The sequence below is a fragment of the Streptomyces winkii genome (genome assembly GCF_032248595.1).
In the GTDB taxonomy this organism is placed as follows: Bacteria; Actinomycetota; Actinomycetes; order Streptomycetales; family Streptomycetaceae; genus Streptomyces; species Streptomyces winkii.
In genome coordinates this window covers 884,805-905,284 of the sequence record NZ_JASTTH010000001.1, presented here as the reverse complement: position 1 = coordinate 905,284, position 20,480 = coordinate 884,805, and the positions used below count along the sequence as shown (strand labels likewise).

Genomic DNA, 20,480 nt, shown 5'->3' with positions numbered 1-20,480 from the left:
AGAGACAGCAGTTGAAGAGCGATCAGGGGTGGAGCAGGGTCAGGTGCCGCCGGGAGCCGGACGCACACGGCGCCTGCGGCGTCAGACCCGGCCGAGTTCGTCCGGATCGGCGCGTCCGTCGAGCACCGCGTCGAGCACCGCCGCGCGGGCCCCGGCGTCGAAGTCACCCGTTCTGCCGCCGGTTGCGCCTCTGGAGCCGGGCTCGACTCCCGCTCCATGCACGGCAGTCGGCGGTGCCGCCCCGTCCGCCTGCACCCAGTAGCGCCCACGCGCGAACGGGTACGTCGGCAGCCGGACCGTGCGGCGTTCGCCGTCCTGATGCAGCGCCTGCCAGTCGACGAGCGCTCCGTCGCACCACAGCGCGGCGGCCTCGTCGAGCCGTCCCTCACGCAGCGCGCCGGTCACCCGCGGGTCCTGCGCGCGGTCGCGCCGCACCCCGGAGCCGCGTGAGCGCCGGAGAGCGCCGGTGTGCCAGCCGTCCGGCTCCTCGCCCTTGAGGAACCGGTCCAGTACGTCGAGCACGCCCCCGGTGTCCCCGGCGACGAAGGCGAGCCGCGCCTCCATCGCCTCCCTGCCGGTCTGGAGGGTGCGGGCCAGGTCCGCCGTCGCCGGCGCCCGGCCGGCGCCGTGCTCCCGGCGCAGGAAGTCCCGCAGGCGCTCCGCCGAGATCCGCAGCCGCTCGCCGTCGCGTGCCGAGAGCACCACGACCTGCGGCCCGTACGGGGAACTCCCGTACGGAGAACTCCCCTGCGGGGAAGGCGCGTCGGCGAGTGGCGCGGCGACGTGCGGCCCGGCGAGGGGCGGCGCGGCCTCCAGCACGACGTGAGCGTTGGCCCCGCCGAAGCCGAAGCTGCTCACTCCCGCGCGCAGCGGCCATGGCCGCCCGTCCGCGTCGAGCCGCGGCTCCCAGCGGCGCAGCTCGCGCACCACCTCGAACCCGCCGTCCGCCAGCGGCAGTCGGGGATTGAGCCGCTCGCAGTGCAGGCTCGGCGGCAGCTCGCCGTGGCGCATCGCCAGCAGCACCTTGAGGACTCCGGCCAGTCCGGCGGCCGATTCCGCGTGCCCGATGTTCGTCTTCACCGAGCCGAGCGCGATCGCTCCGGTGCCGCTCTCCGTACGTCCCAGCTCCGAACGCAGCGCGCGATAGGCGCTGTCGAGGGCGCCGACCTCGACGGGGTCGCCCAGGCCGGTGCCCGTGCCGTGCGCCTCCACATAGCCGACGCTGTCGGGGTCGGTACCGCGCATGGCGTCGCGGATGAGCGCCGCCTGCGCGCGTGCGTTCGGGGCGGTGAGCGAACCGGCGCGTCCGCCGTGGTTCTCCGCGCTGCCGCGTACGACGCCCCAGACCGTGTCGCCGTCCTCCAGCGCCCGCTCCAGCGGCTTGAGGAGCACCGCGGCGACGCCCTCGGAACGTACGTAGCCGTCCGCGTCGGCGGAGAACGTCTTGCAGCGGCCGTCCGGGCTGAGCATGCCCGCCATATGCGTGGCCGCGAAGATGTCGACGCTCAGCAGCAGATTGACGCCTCCGGCCAGAGCCATGTCACAGCGGCCCGACCGGATGCTCTCCACCGCGCGGTGCAGGGCGACGAGCGAGCTGGAGCAGGCGGTGTCCACCGGCTCGCTCGGACCGTGCACGTCGAGCACGAAGGAGATCCGGTTGGCCAGCATCGAGTGGGCGTTGCCGGTCGCGGTGAAGCCGTCGGGGGCGACGCCGCTGGCGTTGAGCAGATGGTGGTAGTCGCTGCCGGAGACGCCGAACCAGACGCCGGTGTTCTCCGGGAGCCGCGCGGGCGCGTAGCCGCCGTCCTCCAGCGCCGCCCACACGGTCTCCAGCGCCAGCCGGTGCTGCGGGTCCATCAACTCCGCTTCCAGGCGCGAGAGGTTGAAGAACTCCGCGTCGAAGCGGTCGACGTCGTCGACGCGGCCCGCGAACTTCGGGAAGTCCGAGCGGGCGACGACGTCCGTGTAGTGCTGGTCGAACCGGTCGCCGGGGTACTCGCCGACCAGGTCGTCTCCCGCGCGCAGCCGCTGCCAGAAGGCGTCGGCGTCCGGCGCGCCGGGGAACCGGCCCGCGGCTCCGACGATTGCGACGGCCCCCTCGTACGCCATGCGCCCTGTGGACTCCGCCCCGGCGGGGACGGGCCGTACGGCAACGGACAACGACGCGGCGGGCGCGTGGAGTTCGGCCGGGGCCGATACCACCCCGTCCTCCTCAGCAGCGCTTCCGCCTCCGTTTCCGCGTACGGCGCGGGCCGTCTCCTCCGCGTCGTAGCGCTCGCGCAGATGCTCGGCGAGGCTGCGGATGTCGGGGCACTCGAAGAAGACGACCGGGCTCAGGTCCGTGCCGAGCAGTCCGTTGACCTCGTCGGCCAGCTTCGCCAGCGCGATGGACTCGAAGCCGTAGGCGTGGAAGTGGGTGTCGGCGTCGATCTCGTCGAGCTCGAACTTGAGCAGGTCGGCGACGGTCTCCCGCAGTACGGCGACCAGGGCGCCCTCGGCGTCCCCTGCCCGCTCCGGAGCCGGGGCAGGCAGCGGGGAAGGGGCTGGGGAAGAGGCTGGGGAAGGGGCCGGATCAGAGGCCACCGGTATCGGTGCCGCCACCGGAGCGGGCGCGGCCGCGGGAGCCGCGCTCCGCGCGCCCGGCAGCGCCGTCCGTACCACCCGTGCGGCACCGCTCTGAAGCGACCGCGGGAGCGTCCCGGCGGTGAACTCGGCGTCCTCGACGGTGCCCAGCACCCGTCCCTCCCCGTCCAGGAACGTCACGCCGAACGCGGCTTCCCCGTTCGCTCCGGTGCGGTCCAGTACGAGTGCGCGGGTGTCCGCCAGCCGCTCGCCGCGCACGGAGGCGGCGCGTACCGCCGTGGCCCCCGCGTGGCCCGTCGCGTGCTGCACGCCCTGCACCAGCGCCGCCAGCACCCAGGCCGGGACGACGACGTTCTGCTTGTGCGGGTCCTGGCACATCGGCGGTTCGGCGACATGGACGACGAGCCGCCGCTCTCCGGCCTCGGTGACTCCGGTGACGCTGCGCGCGTACGGGCGGGCGTCGACGCCCGCGTCCCCGAGGGAGGCGTAGAAGGTGCCGGCGTCGAGTGTCAGGGGGGCGGCGCGCAGCGCCGCGGCTTCCCCGGGTGCGAAGGACGGGGCGGACCCTGCGGAAGCGACAGTCCCAACGAGCGTGGCACGCCCGGCAGTTGCGCCTGTCCCGGCCTCCGACTCCGGCCGCGCCTCCCTCTCCGTCTCCGTCTCCGTCTCCACCTCCGCCGAGAAGTGCAGCGTGCCCCGCTCGGCATGCCACAGCTCCACGCGGTGCGCTCCGTCGCCGGACGCTGCCAGCCGCCACTCGAATACCTCCGTGGCGTCGCCGGGCGAGGGCAGCTGCGCCCACCGCGCGTCCCGCAGCCGCAGCGGGCCGTCCAGACCGGCCAGGCGTGCGAACACCAGCGCCCCGTCCAGCAGCGCCACCGTGGCGAAGCGGCGCGTACGGCCCACCGTGTAGACATAGTCGAGGAGTTCGTCGCCCGCCGGCTCCAACGCGTAGCGCACGCCGCGCAGATCGGACCGGTTCACGCCGACCCAGGGGTGCGCCCTGCGGGTGAAGGCGATCGGGCGGAGCACGCTGGGGGCGTCGTCGAAGCCGGGGTACCAGCAGCGCACCTTCTCGAAGGGGTACGCGGGCAGTGACAGCTTCGCGGGACGCGTGCCCCGAGGCCACAGCCTGTCCCAGTCGATCTGCGCCCCGGCCGTCCAGTACCCGGCCAGCTCCGCCAAGTCGCCGTCGTGCACGGCCCGTTCGACGGCGGCGGCCTCGACCGCGCGCCGCTGCCTGAGCGTGCTCTCGGTGAAGCGCACGTCATCGGGGAGCGCCGGGTCACGGGACGTCCAGCCGACCGCCGACAGGGTGGCGAGCCGGGCCTCGGCGTCGGCGGTGCTGCGGGCCACGAAGGCCAGCCGGCAGGGCAGCTCGTTCTTGCCGGTCTGGAGGGTGTACGCGAGCGCGTTCAGCGCGGGTGCCTCGTCCGCGATGTGGCGGCGGACGTCCCGCAGCACCGTGCCCAGGGCCTGCGGCGTCATCGCGGAGAACACCAGGAGCTGTGAACTGCCACTGTCCGGTGCCGAGTTCACGGCCCCGTCGAACTCCTCGACGACGACGTGCACGTTGATGCCGCCCGCGCCGATCGAGGTGACGCCCGCGCGGCGCGGGATCTCCTCGCCGTGCACCGACGGGCGCCGCCACTCGGCCCGTTCACGCTGGACCACGAAGGGCGTCGAGCCGAAGTCGATGGCGGGGCTGAGGGTTTCGGAGTGGAGGGACGGTGCGAGCGTGCGGTGCCGCAGCTGAAGCAGCACCTTCGTGATACCGACGAGGCCCGAACCGGACAGCAGATGCGCCACGTTGGACTTCACCGACCCGATGGCGCAGAAGCCGGTGTCCCGGGTGTCCCGTCCGAAGGCAAGGCTGGCGCCCTTGATCTCGATGGGGTCGCCGAGCGACGTGGCCGAGCCGTGGCCCTCCAGATAGCTGACGGTGCGCGCGTCGACGTCCGCGTCGTCCAGCGCCTTCTCGATCGCGCGTGCCTGCTGCTGCGGGCTGGGCACCGTGAAGCCGTTGCGCACACCGGCGTTGGTCATGCCGCTGCCCTTGATCACGCCGTAGACGTGGTCGCCGTCCTCGACCGCGTCGGCCAGCGGCTTGAGCACCAGGCTCCCCACGCCCTCGCCGAGGATCGTGCCGTCCGCACCGAGGCCGTAACTGCGCACCACGTCGGCGGACTTGGTGGTGAAGTGCGCCTGCGAGGTGGCGATGAGGTCGTACGGGTGCAGCATCAGGTTGATGCCGCCGACGACGATCATGCGGCACTCGCCGCCGCGCAGCATGCGCAGCGCCTGGTGCACACACGCCGACGAGGACGAGCACATGGTGTCGACGAACATCGACGGCCCCGTGAACCCGTAGTGGTACGAGAGCATGTTGGCCATCACGCCGATCTCGCTGCCGCTCGTCGCCGTGCCGCGCATCAGCATGTTCTCGAAGCCGTAGTAGGCGTAGCTGTTGTTCATCGAGCCGACGAGCACGCCCACGTCGCCGTCGTAGCGGCGGCGCAGGGTCTCCTTCGAGTAGCCCGCGTCCTCCAGGGCCGTCACGCCCGCCTGGAGGAAGAGGCGCACCTCGGGCGAGAGGAGTTCGGCGTCGCGCTGGGAGATGCTGAAGTAGCGCGGGTCGAAGGCGTCGACGTCGCGCAGGAAGGTGCCGGTGCGGACCGTCGTCTTCCCCTGCACGTCCCGTTCGTCGAAGTACAGGTCGCGGTGGGGCCAGCGCGAGGCGGGCACGGGCTCGAAGCTGTGCCGCCCCTCGCTGAGCAGCTCCCAGAACTCCTCCAGCGTCTCGGCCCCCGGGTAGCGGCCCGCCATGCCGACGACGGCGATGTCGCCCCGGCCGCCGGGCGCGGGTGCGGATGCGGGCTCGGCGGCAACGGCTGCCCCGGACAGGGGAGTTGACGCGGGCGCCCCCGCCGGGGCGGGTGGCTCGGCGCGACCTCCTGCGGCCGGAGGGACCGTTGCCTCGGCGGCTGCGCCCGTCCCGAACTGTGCCGTGACCTCCGGGGAGTTCACGGCCCCGGCAGGCACCCCGCCCGCTTCCGGCTCCTCCGGCTCGTCGGGCGCGAAGAGTTCGAGCAGCCGCGCACGGTGCTCGGCCACGAAGTACCCGGCGACGCCCCGCAGATCCACGTACTCGAAGAAGAGGGTCTTGGGCAGCGAGCCGAAGACGTCCTCCAGCCTGCTCGTCAGCTCCACGATGGAGATCGAGTCGATGCCGTACGTCTCCAGCTTCTCCTCGGCGTGGATCTGCCCGGCGTCCTGGAGGGTGACCTCGGCGAACTGCTCACGCAGGAAGTCCTGTGTCCGGGTGAGGAGTTCGGCCTCGCCCAGCTCGGCCCGCACGCTCCCGGCGCGCTGCTGCCGGGGGGCGGAGCCGCCGCCCGCGGGCGGCGCCCCTCCCGAGGGCGCCTCCGGGCGCTCCAGGCCCGCGTACGTCCGCAGCAGCGGAGTCTCTCCGAAGAGGACCACGCGCCGCACCGGGGAGCCCGTGTGCAGCGCCCGCTCCAGCGCGTCCAGGCCCTGCTCGGTCGGCAGCGGCACGGTGCCGGTGCGCTTGCGCAGATACGCCAGGGTCGCGTCGTCCACGCGCATGCCGCCCTCGGCCCACAGCGGCCAGTCGACGGCACGGGTGGCCTGCCCCTCGGCCTGCCGCCGCTCGGCGAACGCGTCGAGATAGGCGTTGGCCACGGCGTAGCCGGCCTGCGCCGCGTTGCCGAAAGCGCCCGCCACCGACCCGAAGACCAGTAGGAAGTCCATGCCCTCGGCGCGGGTGGCGGCGTCGATCCGGCTGACGCCGTCCACCTTCGGAGCGAGCACGGCCTCAGTGCCCGCGAGCGGCTTCGTCGCCAGATAGCCGTCGTCGAGCACACCCGCGGCGTGGAACACGCCGTCGAGACGGCCGTGTTCGGACCGTACGGCGGCGACCAGGGCCCGCACGCTCTCCTGGTCGGTGACGTCGGCGCTGCGGTACGCCAGGGCGCCCCGCGCCAGCCGGGCGGCGAGCGCGTCGGCGGCCGGTGCGGCCGGCGACCGGCCGCTGAGCACGACCGTCGCGCCGTAGCGCAGACACAGCCGCTCGGCCAGCAGCAGGCCGATGCCGCCCGCGCCGCCGGTGATCCAGTAGACGCCGCCCTCCCTGAGCAGGCTCTCGCCCGCCGTGCCGCGCGGCAGTTCGGCCGTCTCGTGGCGCAGGCGACGGCCGTCGGCGGTGTAGGCGACCTCCGCGTCCGCGCCGTCCGCGGAGGCCGGCGCGCCCGCCTCCGTACGTACGGCCTGCTCGAAGCGGGCCGTGTCGCGCGGGTCGAAGCCGTCGAGCAGCACTGTCGTGCCGTCGAAGGACGGGTTCTCCTGCCGTGCCGTCTTCAGCAGAGCGGCCAGCGGCGCGAACGCCGGCGAGCCGGGTGCGCCGGGCGCCACCAGCAGGACGCGTCGCGGCGACGACCCGAGCAGCCGCTGGACGGCGGGGTAACAGGCCGCGAACGCCGCCTTCATGGCCTCCGCGTCGTCGGTGGCGTCGCGCGGTACGGACAGGTGCTCGACGTCCATGCCGAGCCGGGCCGCGCTCGCGGGGACGAGATCGGCGTCGAGGGCGGCGTTCAGCACCGTCACGGGTACGGCCGGCCCGGACTCACCCGCGTGCTCGGGCTGGGGGGCGGGCGTCCAGACGCCGGTGACCTCCAGCAGCTCACCGTCCCGCTGGGCGGACGGCTCTCCGCGAGGGGCGCGCCGTGCCCGCCCGGGCGCGTCCGTACCCTCGGACTCCCCGCTGCCGGACGGCAGTTCGCGCGACGTATAGCCGCTGAGGCGTACGCACAGCGAGCCTTGCCCGTCGAGCAGGTCGATGTCGGCCGCGCCCTTGCGCCCGTTGGCGGCGGGCCGCAGCCACGCCCACGTCGTCTTCGCGGTCGGCGCGTACGCCGTCAGCCCGTCCAGCGCGAACGGCACGGCGGGCGCGGCCGGTCGGCGCCAGTCCCCGCTGTCGCCGGTCCCGGCCCTGCCGCCGGTCTCCGTCCCGTCGCCGGTGCCGAGCGCGAGTACGGCGAGCAGGGCGCTGTCCAGTACGGCCGGCTGGAGTGCCAGCTCCGCGGGCGACCCGGCGGGGAGCCGCAGTTCGGCCAGCAGCCCGTCGGGGCCTGAGTGCAGCGCGTGCAGCGCGCGGAGCGCGGGGCCGTGCTCGATGCCGCTGGCACGCAGCGCCGCGTATCCGTCGGCGGCGACGACGGGCCGCGCGTGCCGTTCGCGGAGCGCGGCCAGACCGGGCCCGGCGGTCGCGGGGGCGGCGTCGTATTCGAGACGGCCGCTGCTGTAGGGCGCGCCCTCCTCGTCGATGATCGCGTAGTCGTAGCCGTCGCCGGAGGCGGTCAGCCGGAGGCGCGCACCGAGCCCTTCGTCGCCGACGCGCAACGGCCGTACCCACACGGCGTTGCGGATGTGCGGTGCCGCACCCGTACGGGCACCGGCCACGGCGGGCCGTCCGGCGGCGGCCGTCACCGCCTCCAGGACCACCACGCCCGGGACGATCCGGGCGCCGCCGACGACGTGGTCGCGTACGAAGGAGTCGGCGGCCTCGAAGCGCAGCGGGAAGTGCCAGCCATCCCGCTCCTGAACGGCCTCGCCGAGCAGCCCACGGCCCGACTGGGCCTGCTCCGGGGCGAGTTGACGCGGGGCGAGTCGATGTGCCGGCTCCGCCTCCCCTTCCCGCGGGGGCTCCGCCTCGGCCGGGCCGCGCCGCGCGTCCGCCAGGCTCGGCGGCGCGTCCGGCCGGAACCAGTGCGGCGTACGCGCGAACACCTGACCCGGCATATGGACACGCCTGCCGGCGGCAGGCCACTGCCCCCAGTCCACGGGCAGGCCCCGCGTCCACGCCGAGGCGAACTTCTCCTCCTCGCCCCGCTCCAGCCAGCGTTCGGTGAGCGCGGCGACGTCGTCGGCGTCCAGGCCGTCCCCGGCGTCCTCGGCCGCACGTCCGCGCAGCCAGCCCCCGGAAGGCTCCTGCCCCCCGGCGAACGCCGCCAGCTGTTCCGCCCATTCGGCGACGCTCCGCGCATGGAACACGGCCCGCTCCCGCATCGGCACGCGGCCCTCACGGAGCGTGCGGGCGATGTCCGCGAAAGGAGGCGCGGTGCCTTCCGCGCTACGGGTACGGGCCCAGCCGGCGAGCGAGCGGCACAGCTCGCGCAGCCGCTCCTCGTCGGCGGCGGAGACGGGGAGCAGGAGAGGGCGGTCCGCGTCGGTTCCGGCCTCGCCCGCATCGGTCACGGTCTCGGCCGCGTGGGTACCGGCCTCGGCCTCCGGCGCCTCCAGCACGACATGCGCGTTGGTGCCGCCGAACCCGAACGAGCTGACGCCCGCGCGCAGCGGCCCGCCACCGTCCGTCTCCCAGTCGGTGAGCCGGTCCACGACGTACAGCGGACTGCCGTCAAGCGTGATGAGCGGGTTGAGGCGGCGGAAGTTGACCGTCGCGGGCAGCTTGCGGTGACGCATCGCGAGGATCACCTTGAGCATCCCCGCGATGCCCGCGGCGCCTTCGAGATGGCCGATGTTGGTCTTCACCGAGCCGATCCCGCAGCGGTGCGCGGCCTGCGCCCCATCCTCGCCGTCCTCGCCCGGGGCCCGGTCCCCGCCGTCCCCACCGTCCTCACGGTCCTCGCCGAGCTGCGCGAACGCCCGCTTCAGACCGCTGACTTCGATCGGGTCGCCGACCGGCGTGCCGGGCCCATGGGTCTCCACGTACGAGACCGTCTCCGGTGCGATGCCCGCGCGCCGGTAGATTCCCGCGATCAACTCGGCCTGCGCGCCGGGGTTGGTGACCGTGAGCGAACTGGTGCGACCGCCGTGGTTGCTGCCGATCCCCTTGATCACCGCGTGCACGGGGTCGCCGTCGCGGCGGGCGTCCGCGGCCCGCTTCAGCAGTACGACGCCGCCGCCCTCGCCCCGTACATAGCCGTTGGCCTCCGCGTCGAACGCGCGGCACAGCCCGTCGGGCGAGAGCATGCCCGCCTTGGCGAAGGCGATGAAGTGCCGGGGCGACCAGGTGAGGTTGACGCCTCCGGCAAGCGCGTGGTCGCAGTCCCCGGCCTGGAGCGCCTGCACCGCCTGCTGCACCGCCACCAGCGAACTGGCGCACGCGGTGTCGTTGACGACGCTGGGACCGCGGAGGTCGAAGTGGTGCGAGACGCGGTTGGCGATGATCGCGTAGGCCGAGCCCGTCGGGTAGTAGGCGTCGACCTCGGAGACCTCCTTCTCGATCAGCTCGGCGTAGTCCCAGTGGCACACCCCCATGAAGACGCCGGTACGCGAGCCCGCGATCCGGTCGGCCCGGTACCCGGCGTCCTCCAGCGCGTGCCAGCTCAACTCCAGCGCCATCCGCTGCTGCGGGTCCATCGAGCGCGCCTCGCGCGGCGATACGTGGAAGAACTCGGCGTCGAAGCAGTCGACGTCGTCGACGAAGCCGCCCCACACGCTGTTGGTCTTGTTGAACTCCCGGCGCGGATGGCCGAGATGGTCCTCCTTGCGCCAGCGCCGCTCGGGCACCTCGCTGATCAGCGAGCGGCCGGCGGCGAGGTGCTGCCAGAACTCCTCGGGGTCGCGGGAGCCCGGCAGCCGCAGGGACAGGCCCACGACAGCGATGTCCTGACCGCCGGCGGAACCTTCGGCCGTTCCCTCGGCAGGGACACCGGCCGGGGCGCCGGATTCTTCCTTCATCGCGGGATCTCCGTCCTATGCCGGCAGCGCGCTGCCGCGCCGGTCGACGACGTACAGGGGGACAGCGAGCGGGGTCCGGCGGCGGGCGTTGCCGCGCACGTACCAGTGGTGCAGCCAGACCGTGGAGGCCAGCAGGACGAACGCCTGGTTCTCCTTGGTGCCGATCCGCTCGGGAGGGCTGTCGAAGACGCGGTCGGCGAACCGGCGCACGAACCGCGCGTCGAGCACGCCGATGTCGTCCAGCGTGGCGGGATCGGTCAGCACGTCGCGGTAGTCGGGACGGGACCGTACGAACGCCGCGCTGTCCGGCGCGCGGTAGGGGAACTTGCCCTTACTGACGATGCGTTCGGGCAGCACGTCCGCGTAGGCGCGCTTGAGCAGGTACTTCTCGTCGTACGGGTCGCCGAAGCGGGAGTTGACGGAGGCGGCGCGGCGCACCACCGCCGGATCCAGGAACGGGCAGCGGTTCTCCACGCCGTGCGCCAGCGCCATCCGCTCCCCCTGGGTCGAGAGCAGATAGCCGCTGAGCAGCGTACGGAACTCCAGCCACTGCGCCTTCTGTACGGCCGTCAGCTCCGCGTAGCCCGGCTCTTCCGCGACGAGCCGGCTCAGGGCGGCGAAGGGATCGCCCGCGTCCTTGAGCAGCCGTACGGCGAACCTGCCGTTCTGGAACCGCATTTGGTGCGAGAAGAGCCCGGGCATGGTCTCCTCCGCGAACTGCTGGTAGAGGCCCAGCATCCGCCGGTGCCCGTCCTCGCCGCTGAAGTGGCTGAGATACGGATAGAGCTGAGCCATGCGCCGCATGCGGGTCGCGTCGTCGAGCTCGTGCCAGGACGACAGCAGCAGGGTGTCCTTGAAGATGCCGTAGCCGAGGAAGGCCTCGTCGGCGCCCTCGCCGCTGAGCACGACCTTGATGCCTTCGCTGCGTACGTGCCGGGCGAGCAGGTACATGGGCACGAACGCGGTGCGGAAGACCGGCACTTCGGCATGGCGGACGGCCTCCGGGAAGGTCTCCACGACATCGGTGTCGGAGACCCGCACGGTGGAGTGGTGCGTCCCGAGGTGCTTGGTCAGCTCCTCCTGTTCGGCGGACTCGTCGAATTCGGCGTCCTCGAACTGGATGGAGAACGTACGCGGCGGAAGTCCGGCCCGCTCCTTGGCGAGGTGGGCGATGATCGAGGAGTCCAGCCCGCCGGAGGCGTAGACGCCGACCTCGACGTCGCTGCGCAGCCGCAGTTCGACGGCTGCTTCGAGGTCGGCCCGTACGAGATCGACGGCCTCGTCCTCCGTGGCGGGCGGCTGGACTGCGGGTGGCTCGCCGCCGGTCAGGTCGAGTGCGGCCCAGCGTCCGCGCTCGGTCTCGTCCCCGCGAATCGTCAAGTACTCGCCCATGGGGAGCTGTTCGATGCCCCGGTATCCGCTGTGCGCGGGCAGCGGCGTCCACGTGGCGAACGCCGAGGCGAGCTGCGCCGGGTCGAAGGCGAAGTCGAAGCCGGGATAGGCGAGGAACGCCTTCATCTCGGACGCGAACAGCCAGGCGCCCTCGTGCCGGGCGATAAAGAGCGGCCGCTTGCCGAACCGGTCGCGCGCCAGGTGCAGTTCACCGGTGACGGTGTCCTTGAGGGCGAACGCGAAGGCGCCGTTGAAGCGTTCGAGACACGAACGCCCCCAGTGCGCCCACGCCATCAGCACGACTTCGGTGTCGGACTCCGTACGGAACGACACGCCCCGGCGTGTCAACTCCGCCCGCAGCTCACGGTAGTTGTACAGCTCGCCGTTGTAGCAGAGCCAGTAGCGGCCGTCGGGGCTGCCGACCGGCTGCGAGCCGGAGGAGAGGTCGATGATGCTCAGCCGCACCGTGCCCATGGCGGTCCGGTCGTCCAGGAAGCAGCCCGCCTCGTCCGGGCCCCGGTGCTCGATCTGGGCGAGCATTCCGCCGATCAGCTCCCGGTAGCCCTCCGCCGGCAGGGGGCTCGCGTGGAAACCCGCTATGCCGCACACCGGCGGCTACCTGCTCTCGGCGGTCTGCCGGCGGGCGGACGCCACGGAGTCGACGATGCCGGCGAGGGTGACGGCGACGTTCCCCAGCAGGGCCTCCTCGCCGAACTTCACGCCGTACTCCCGCTCGACGTGCGCGATGAGCGAGATGTAGCCGAACGAGTCGAGCACACCCGCCTTGAACAGGTCCGTGTCCGCGGTGATCTCCGAGTCGAACTCGAACATGAACTGCTCTTCCATGTACTGCTTGAGTTCCTGCTCCATGGCGTACCTCGTCTCGTTACGGGTCGGTTGGGGCCTTGAAGACCGGCACGGTGGTGAAGGGGTATGAGCCGGGCCGGAGTTGCGCGTCGCCTTCGACGCGGTGCGGTTGCTGGTCCCGCGCCGCCGCGGTGCCCTGTCCGCTTCGGTTTCCGCGTCCGCGTTCAAGTCCTCGTTCGCGTCCGCGTCCTGGCAGGTGTCCGCGTCCTCGTCCTCGTGGGGGTCGGTTCGGTTCCGTCCTTTCGGATCAGCAGGAGGCCAGCCCTGAGGTGATGACGCGTGCGATGCCGGGCCAGTGAGCCCGGATGAAGAAGTGGTCTCCGGTGAAGACATGGGCGGAGAGCGGCGCGGTGGTCTCCCGCTGCCAGGCCGCTACCTCCGCCTCGGTCAGGCCTTCCGCATCGCCTGTCATGGCGGTGACGGGGCAGTCCAGGGGCTGCGCGGTGGTGTACGCGCAGGCCCCCAGGACGGTGAAGTCGGCGCGCAGCACGCGCTCGAAGAAGTTCTTGAGGTCCTCGTACTCGAACAACTCGTCGGGCACGCCGCCGAGTTCTCTCAGGTGCTTCCAGAACGCGTCGGTCGGCAGGTCCGAGGTGTAGCGCTCCCGGCTGGGCAGCGACGGCCCGCACTCGCCGGAGACGAACAGACGGCGGGGCGCGGGCAGTTGCTCCTCGCGCAGCCGCCGGGCGAGCAGATGGACCAGGCGTGCGCCGAGGCTGTGGCCGTACAGCCCGTAGACGTGGTGCGGATCCGACACGCGGTCGCGTATCCGCTCCAGCATGTCCTCGACGAGGGGCCCGGGTTCGGTGAGCAGCGGCTCGGAGACCCGCTTGCCGCGGCCGGGACGCTCCAGCGTGACGACGTCGACGCCGGGGCAGTGCTCGGCGAGCCCGGCGTAGGAGCGCTCGTCGCCACCCGCGTACGCGGCGCAGTAGAGCACGGGGCGGGGCCGGTCCGGCGCGCCTCCGGATCTCCCGGCCGGCTCGGCGTCGGGGGCTCTGTCAACGGGTACCGCAGGCACGGGAGTCGAGGGAGCGGGAGCGGCGGATGCGGTCGCTCCGGAAGCGGGCGCCGAGCTCGCGGTTGCGGCGGCCGTACGCGCACCGCTCCCGGAACCGGACTCCGCGGCGATCTGGTGCAGCATCCGCGTCAGCACGCTTCCCGGCCCGACCTCCCTGCCGTCGGCGGCGGAGGCGTGCGCCAGCACATGCCGGACGCTCTCCAGCCACCGCACCGGCCCGGAGATCTGCTCGCTCAGCGTGGCCGCGATGTCTCCGTAGGGCCGCGCGGTCACGTTGGCGATCACCGTCGCCCGCAGGGGGCCGAATCGGAAACCCTTGAGAAAGGCGCGGAACTCCTCCCCTGCGGGCTTCATCAGCCGCGAGTGGAAGGCGGCGGAGACCTTCAGCCGGACGGTACGGACGCGTCGCCCGCCGAACAGCCGCTCGGCCCGCTCGATCTCCTCGGCGGGACCCGAAAGCACCGTCTGCGTAGGGGTGTTGATGTTGGCGACGTCGAGCTGCTCCAGACGCTCTTCGGCGAGCACCGCCAGTAACTCGTCCTCGGCGGGCCCGAGTAAGGCCAGCATGCCGCCCTGGCGTGCCTGCGCCATCAGCTCACCGCGCTTGAGTACGAGCCGCAGCCCGGTCTCGAAGTCGAAGGCGCCCGCCGCGTGCAGCGCGTTGTACTCGCCGAGGCTGTGCCCGAGCAGGAAGCCGCCCTCCGGCGCCCCCTCCTCCAGTGATTCGCGGTACGCGAGCGCGTTGACGGCGTAGAGGGCGGGCTGGGTGTAGCGCGTGTCGTCGAGTAACCCGTCCGGGTCCTCCAGGCACAGCTTGCGCAGGTCGTATCCGAGAACGTCGCCGGCCGCCGCCACCGCCTCGGGAAAACGGTCGAAGAGGGTCTTCCCCATGCCTTTTACCTGGGAGCCCTGTCCGGGAAAGAGCACAAAACCGGGCGTGCCTTCTGAGGTGACCACCGACATACCGAATCCGTACTCCGATAAAGGCTTCGCCGGACAACAGAATTGAACGGAAGCCCGCACGGAGTGCACGAAACGACCGTAGACCAAAAGCTAACACGCGGCGTTCAGCTCAATTGCAGCTCCGTCCACAATGCAAGACCGAGGCGGACGGACGAGTCTTGAACGCCAGACGGGAGTGTAGGCGGCGACCCCCGGGCCCGCAATCGCCGATTGGCGATACGGAACGCATCGAAGTGCGACCTGAATCACCTTGCCCGCACTTGATGCCATGACCTTGTCAACGCGCGGAGAGTGGCCTTAAAGCACCATCTTCGCAGCTCAGCGAATTGTCATGACATGGTCTAGCCCAGGGCTGCGTTCGTCCGGCGAACCTCGAATCATCCACCGCGAACGCCGCTCGAAACCGCTAACGGAAGAAGTGCTCAGGAATGCTCAAAAACTGAGCCACCATAAAGGCCGCCTACGCCGAGGTTAAGAGAGCCTTAAAATTCCAAGGGCACACAAAAACACACACAGGGAGCATGGACGACCGCACGCTGCACCATGTGGCAGCCGGTCAGAATCCCCTGCCGTTCGGGACAGATCCGGCACCGCGACCACACCTATCCCCGTACAACCCAGACATTTCCCGGAGTGAATACAGAATAGAACCCGGCAGTAACTGTAATATTGACATGGCCACGCCGCAAAATGCTGTCCAGGCGGTTTTCTGAACCACGCTCAGGAGACCGGCCCCGCTTCACTTGGATTCGAGCCGGCCCAGAGGATGGGTGTTTTCGGCGAGCTCCTTCTGTGCCGCTGTCCAGGCGGAGCCGTCGATGCCGAGTGCGTGGCGCAGATAGGCCCACGTGACCCGCTGGATCAGGGCGACCCGTGCGGGGTTCTCGTCGGTGGTCTCCTTGGCCTCGTAGCCGGGGATGCCACCGAGGGAGTGCTCTGCCCCGAAGAGGGTGAGCAGGCTCTTGTCACCGGGGCTCAGGAGGTACGGGTCGGCCGTCCACTCCGGGCCCCGCACGCTCAGCGGGGAATCGTCCCGGTCCCCCGCGACCACCAGAGCCGGCGTGGCCATGTGCTCGAAGTCCGGGTTCATGAAGGGAAATCGCTCGGCGGCGAACGGCGTCAGGTCCTCTCCGCCCCTGCCGGCCGTGGCAAGGAGTACGCCCGCCTTGACCCGCGGGTCGGACAGGTCCTCTTCCGCCCCGGCCGCCTGGCCCAGCACACGCAGACCCAGCAGACTGCCCGCCGTCTGACCGCCGAAGGAGTGCCCGGCCGCGGCGATGCGGCTCCGGTCGAGACGGCCGCCGAGACCGGGCACGGCGGCCTCCAGCACGTCGAGCCGATCGAGGACGAGCTTCATGTCCTCGACGCGGATGCGCCAGATCCGCGGTACGCGGGGGTCGTCCTGCGGGAGGCCCACGGTCCTGGAATCGAGAAAGGTGGGCTGGACCACCACGAAACCGTGGGCGGCCCAGTAGTCGGCGAGAGGCCCATAGCCTTCCAGCGACGAGCCGAAGCCGTGCGCGAGAAGGACGACCGGCAGGCCGTCTCCCGTCGCGGGTGCGGATACGCGTACGCGCAGATCCTCGCCGCGACCCGGCGCGTGCAGCACGATCGGCTTCACGGAGACGACAGCGGCGGGGGCGGTGACGGGAATGCCGATCGCCGCCGTATCCGATGGGTTCATGAACAGGGTGCTTTCTCTCCGAATGCCGAATGCCGACCGCCGGGCGTTGGCGCCGGCGACGGGTGGGGCCGGGCGGTGAGGATCTCGCGAGTTACGGTAAAACCTGACGTCGACGTCAGAGGCAAGGCCGTGTGATCCGGCTCTCACAGGAGGCGCACGTGCGTATCGGCGAACTCGCCACCAGAACGGGCGTCAGCGTCCGATCGCTGCGCTACTACGAAGAGCAGAGCCTGCTCACCTCGGAGCGCAGCCCCAGCGGCCAGCGCCACTACCCGGAGAGCGCGGTCGGCCGCATCCAGCTCATCCAGCAGCTCTACGCCGCCGGTCTGTCGAGCAAAGCGATCGTCGACCTGCTGCCCTGCGTCGTCGACGGCAACGCCACCCCGGAACTGCTCGATCGCCTGTCAGCGGAACGGGACCGCATCGACGGTCAGATCACCGAACTGGTCGGCGCCCGGGACAGGCTCGACTCCGTCATCACCGCCGCCACCAGCAATCTGCTCACAGGCCGGCCCTGCCGCGACGGGACGACTGCCTGAGGACGATGGCGGCAGCGGCCCCCGGCTGGGATGCTCAAGGCATGCAGTTCATCATCTTCATGACACTGCCGGGGCTGGTCATCGTGCTGACCGCGGTGGCCATCGTCGATCAGGTATTCCTCCAGACCGGACGGGCAGCGAAGTTGCCCTGGCGGAACAGCGTGCGTCAGGGGCAGATATCAGCGGTCGGGTTCGAGCAACTGCACGCCAACTTCTCGGCAGGAAAGCAGAACGAGCTCAAGGAGCGCCAGTCGGCCCTGCTGCTGCGGGACGACGAGGAGGACGGCGCGCCCCCGAACCGGACCACGGTGGATCTCGAGGGCGGAACGGCAACGGTCCGGATCCCACGAGCGGACCGGTAGAAGCGTTGAGGGTCGCCGTGCACAGACCCTGGAACCGGAACCGGCGTCAGCCGGGGCCGCAGAGCTCCTTGGCGTAGCAGATCTCGACGTACGGACCCGTGCAGTACGGCGGGGTCTCGCGGTAGCCGTGGCGGACGTAGAGCGAGCGGGCCTCGACCAGGTCGAGGCGGGTGTTGAGGACCGTACGGGAGGCGCCGAGCAGGCGGGCCTCGCTCTCCAGCCGTTCCAGCAGAAGCCCGGCGCCCTTCTTGCCGCGGAAGGCGGGACGCAGGTACACGCGGGTCAGCTCCGCGCACTCGGGCGTCAGCATCAACAGGCCGCCGCAGGCCGCGGCTTCGCCGTCGAAACGGCCCACGACGAACTGGCCCGTGGGCGGCCTGAGCAGTTCCACGCCGTCGTCGGCCAGGCCCTGATCGATCTCCTCGGCGGTCGCCGGGCGCTTCCAGTAGCGGCTGGCGACCTCGTCGTAGTAGGCACGGCGCAGGCCGGCCGCATCCGCCGTGTCGAAGTCTTCGGAGGCCAGATGCCAGGTCATGAGGCTTCTATAGCCGGAGCGGGCCGCCTTCACCAACCGATTTCGGCAGCGCGGTTCGCACGGCTCGCAACGCGGCTCGGGCCGGAACCCTCATCCGTCTGAAGCAGATGGACCGTCCGAGGTCTCGGTCTCGGTCGGCGTATCGGAGGGAGTGGGAGGCGGAGTGCTCTCCGTCTCCGTGGGCGTGCTCTCTGTCTCCGTCGGCGTCGCGCTCGGCTCTCCCCCGGATTCACTCTCGGACGGCGCCACTGTCTCCTGCACACCGGACGGTTGCGACCCGGGACCACTGCTGGTAGCGCTGATCCCGAATGCCGTCCCGCTGATGACGAGGACGATCACCGCCGCTCCGAGCAGGAGCGCGACCTTGTTCCGCTTGCGCGAACGCGCGAGGCCGGACGCGGCGGCATCGTCGCGTCCCTTCTCGCCCCGGCCTTCGTGGCCGGACTCGTGCGAGCGCGACGCATCGCCGCCAGGGCCCGCGGGCCGGACCACCGGGGTGGACCCGGTGGACTTCGGGCCGCCCAACTCGGCGGCCACGATGTCCGCCGGAGGCCCCAGCCGCTCCAGGACGACGCGGGCCTCCTCGGCGGCCCGGGCGTCCGCCTCTTCGAGGGCGGCGTCGATGTGCTCGACGATCTCCTGCCGGAGCTCGGCACGCCGCTCGGCCTCAAGGAAGACGGAGGCGTTGTCGAGCTGGCGCAAGTACTCGTCTATGAGCCGGTTCCGCTCTGAAGTCACTCGTGGCTCTCCTCACTGCCCAAGAGCTTGTCGACGGCGGTCTTGAAGGGCATCCACTCCTCGGCGAATTCGGCGAGAGCGTGCCGGCCCGTCGAGGTCAGGGTGTAGTAGCGGCGCGGCGGGCCGGAGTCGGACTCCTGCCAGGCCGTGCTGACCCACCCCTCCTTCCGGAGCCGCGCGAGGAGCGGATAGATGGTGCCCTCGCTGGTCATGAAGCCGTGCGCGTCGCTCAACTCCCGTACCACCTCGAAGGCGTACTTCTCGCCGTCACGCAGCAGCGCCAGGACGCAGAACTGGAGGATTCCGCGCCGAAGTTGACTGACCCCCGATCGAGCTCCCCCTGGGAGAAGTACCATGCGACACAAGGTACCTTCTGGTGAAAGGCAGCGCCAGCGTTGCAGGTTGCATCGGGAGAGGGGCGGGCTCGCTCCGGGCTCAACCGGGTTCTAACCGGGCTCATTCGTACGCGAGCGCGCTCGGCCGGCGGCCAGCACCTCGCGTCAGTAGGGCAGTCGGCCGCGAAGTCGTCCGCGCGGCTGTCCGCGGGCCTTGTTCATACTCGGCACGGGCACGCTGAACTGCGCACCGGAGCCGGGGGTTTCGGATCGGACGGACGACCGGAACGGCTCCCGCGGTGCGCGCTGAGCCCCCGGCCCAGGCGGAGCGTCAGACGCCGACCTTCATCTGCTCGGACTCCAGCAGAGCGAGGAGCACCTCCTTGCTGGGCTCACGGTGCCGCACATCGCACATGACGATGGGTACGGGCGACCGCAGGCTCAGCGCGCTGCGGATCTGGTCGACCGTGAAGTCGCATTCTCCGTAGAAGCAGTTGACGCCGATGGTGAAGGGAATCCCGCACTGCTCGAAGAAGTCCACGGAGGCGAAGCAGTCGGACAGGCGCCGGGAATCGGCGAGGATCACGGCTCCCAGCGCCCCCGAGGCGAGGTCTTCCCACATGAACCAGAAGCGCTCCTGACCGGGCATGCCGAACAGGTAGAGGACGTTCTCGCCTTGCTTGTCGAGCGTGATGCGGCCGAAGTCCATCGCGACCGTGGTCGTCGACTTGTCCGGAATGCCCTGGAGGTCGTCGACGCCCAGGCTCGCTTCCGTGATGTCTTCTTCCGTGTTCAGCGGCTCGATTTCGCTGACTGACCCGATCATCGTCGTCTTGCCCACACCGAAGCCGCCTGCCACCAGAATCTTCAGTGCCGTAGGCAACGGCGTCCGGGGGTGCCGCGTTTCAGAGCCTTCGAATGCCATCGATCACCTTACGCAGTACGCGGGCATGTTCGTCCGGGGTGTTGTTCTCCGGACCGGGCTTCTTGACCAGGATCAGCGATCTGTCCGCCAGGTCCCCGCAGAGGACTCTCACCACGCTGGCAGGCAGGTCCAGATAGGACGCGATCTCGACGATCGCCAACGGCCGTGCTCTGACCAGCTCGATGATGGCGGCCGACTCCGGCTGTTCCCTGCGCGAGTCGTGGCCGGAAGGCGGGTCGTTCCCGACCACCTGGGTTATCAGGGTGAGATCGGATCGGCTGGGTAACGTCCGCCCACCGGTGATCGCGTACGGCCGGGTGGTGAAGCCGGCCTCTCTGTCGAACCACTGCGGACTGTGAGGGGTGCCCATCTATCGCGACTGATCACCGGCTGCGACCTCCATGCGAGGCGCAGCGCTCAGGTGCGTACCCACCTGCTGGACGACCTTGGCCATCTCGTAGGCCGCCATGCCGGCGTCGACGTTCTCGGAGGCGAGCAGCGCAAGGCGCGAGCCGTCGCCGCCGGCGGTGATGAGGAGAAGGATGTTCTCCATCTCGATGACCGTCTGCCGCACCCTTCCCCCGTGGAAGCGGCGCGCGGCGCCCTGCGAAAGGCTGTGCAGTCCTGAGGCAAGTGCCGACATGTGGTCGGCGTCGTCCTTGCTGACGTCTTGTGAGCGCGCGAGAAGCAGCCCGTCCTGGGACAGCACAATGACGTGAAGCGTCTCGGGCACACGCTCCAGCAGGCCGTCGAGTAGCCAGTTGAGCTTTTCGTAGACAGGTGACTGCTCAGTCAATGTTCTGGTCCTTCCTCAGGA

General features: G+C 71.1%; 13 protein-coding genes. 2 read left to right on the top strand and 11 right to left on the bottom strand.

The genetic code is table 11. From position 1 onward, the window contains the following. Positions 1-81: 81 nt before the first annotated feature. The 5 genes from QQM67_RS04025 to QQM67_RS04005 all read right to left on the bottom strand — a co-directional run bounded on the left by QQM67_RS04025 (position 82) and on the right by QQM67_RS04005 (position 16,229). Positions 82-10,302, bottom strand: coding sequence for an SDR family NAD(P)-dependent oxidoreductase (locus QQM67_RS04025; protein ID WP_314172112.1), 10,221 nt, complete (start codon positions 10,300-10,302; stop codon positions 82-84). Positions 10,303-10,317: 15 nt separating this feature from the next. Next, the gene (asnB, locus tag QQM67_RS04020; RefSeq protein ID WP_314172111.1) at positions 10,318-12,303 is read right to left on the bottom strand and encodes an asparagine synthase (glutamine-hydrolyzing); all 1,986 of its coding nucleotides are present in this window, start codon (positions 12,301-12,303) and stop codon (positions 10,318-10,320) included. A 6-nt stretch (positions 12,304-12,309) separates the two neighbouring features. Continuing rightward, positions 12,310-12,564: an acyl carrier protein gene (locus QQM67_RS04015; RefSeq protein WP_314172110.1), complete on the bottom strand. Its 255-nt coding sequence runs from the start codon at positions 12,562-12,564 to the stop codon at positions 12,310-12,312. A 244-nt stretch (positions 12,565-12,808) separates the two neighbouring features. Continuing rightward, a complete protein-coding gene (gene fabD, locus QQM67_RS04010; protein ID WP_314172109.1) occupies positions 12,809-14,545 on the bottom strand; it encodes an ACP S-malonyltransferase in 1,737 nt (578 codons plus the stop codon). Between the two features lie 739 nt (positions 14,546-15,284). Then, positions 15,285-16,229: an alpha/beta hydrolase family protein gene (locus QQM67_RS04005; protein ID WP_314172108.1), complete on the bottom strand. Its 945-nt coding sequence runs from the start codon at positions 16,227-16,229 to the stop codon at positions 15,285-15,287. A 158-nt stretch (positions 16,230-16,387) separates the two neighbouring features. Here QQM67_RS04005 and QQM67_RS04000 point away from each other — a divergent pair, with 158 nt between their 5' ends. Together QQM67_RS04000 and QQM67_RS03995 are read left to right on the top strand one after the other, a co-directional pair. Beyond that, positions 16,388-16,768 carry a MerR family transcriptional regulator gene (locus QQM67_RS04000; RefSeq protein ID WP_314172107.1) on the top strand — a complete coding sequence of 127 codons (381 nt, stop codon included), beginning with the start codon at positions 16,388-16,390 and terminating at the stop codon, positions 16,766-16,768. Positions 16,769-16,809: 41 nt separating this feature from the next. After that, positions 16,810-17,130 (top strand): DUF6191 domain-containing protein, encoded by a 321-nt coding sequence (locus QQM67_RS03995; RefSeq protein ID WP_314172106.1) that lies wholly within the window; start codon positions 16,810-16,812, stop codon positions 17,128-17,130. Positions 17,131-17,176: 46 nt separating this feature from the next. On the opposite strand, the gene QQM67_RS03990 is transcribed toward QQM67_RS03995, so the two are convergent. The 6 genes from QQM67_RS03990 to QQM67_RS03965 all read right to left on the bottom strand — a co-directional run bounded on the left by QQM67_RS03990 (position 17,177) and on the right by QQM67_RS03965 (position 20,459). Further along, on the bottom strand, positions 17,177-17,665 hold the full coding sequence (locus QQM67_RS03990) for a GNAT family N-acetyltransferase (protein ID WP_314172105.1): 489 nt from the start codon (positions 17,663-17,665) through the stop codon (positions 17,177-17,179). Between the two features lie 90 nt (positions 17,666-17,755). Then, on the bottom strand, positions 17,756-18,403 hold the full coding sequence (locus QQM67_RS03985; RefSeq protein WP_314172104.1) for an HAAS signaling domain-containing protein: 648 nt from the start codon (positions 18,401-18,403) through the stop codon (positions 17,756-17,758). Further along, positions 18,400-18,759, bottom strand: coding sequence for a PadR family transcriptional regulator (locus QQM67_RS03980; RefSeq protein WP_314172103.1), 360 nt, complete (start codon positions 18,757-18,759; stop codon positions 18,400-18,402). Before QQM67_RS03980 ends, QQM67_RS03985 begins: the two co-directional genes overlap by 4 nt. 310 nt (positions 18,760-19,069) lie before the next feature. Further along, positions 19,070-19,663, bottom strand: coding sequence for a GTP-binding protein (locus tag QQM67_RS03975; RefSeq protein ID WP_314172102.1), 594 nt, complete (start codon positions 19,661-19,663; stop codon positions 19,070-19,072). Then, positions 19,644-20,033, bottom strand: coding sequence for a DUF742 domain-containing protein (locus QQM67_RS03970; protein WP_314172101.1), 390 nt, complete (start codon positions 20,031-20,033; stop codon positions 19,644-19,646). Before QQM67_RS03970 ends, QQM67_RS03975 begins: the two co-directional genes overlap by 20 nt. After that, positions 20,034-20,459: a roadblock/LC7 domain-containing protein gene (locus QQM67_RS03965; RefSeq protein ID WP_314172100.1), complete on the bottom strand. Its 426-nt coding sequence runs from the start codon at positions 20,457-20,459 to the stop codon at positions 20,034-20,036. It lies immediately after the preceding gene. Positions 20,460-20,480 lie beyond the last annotated feature (21 nt).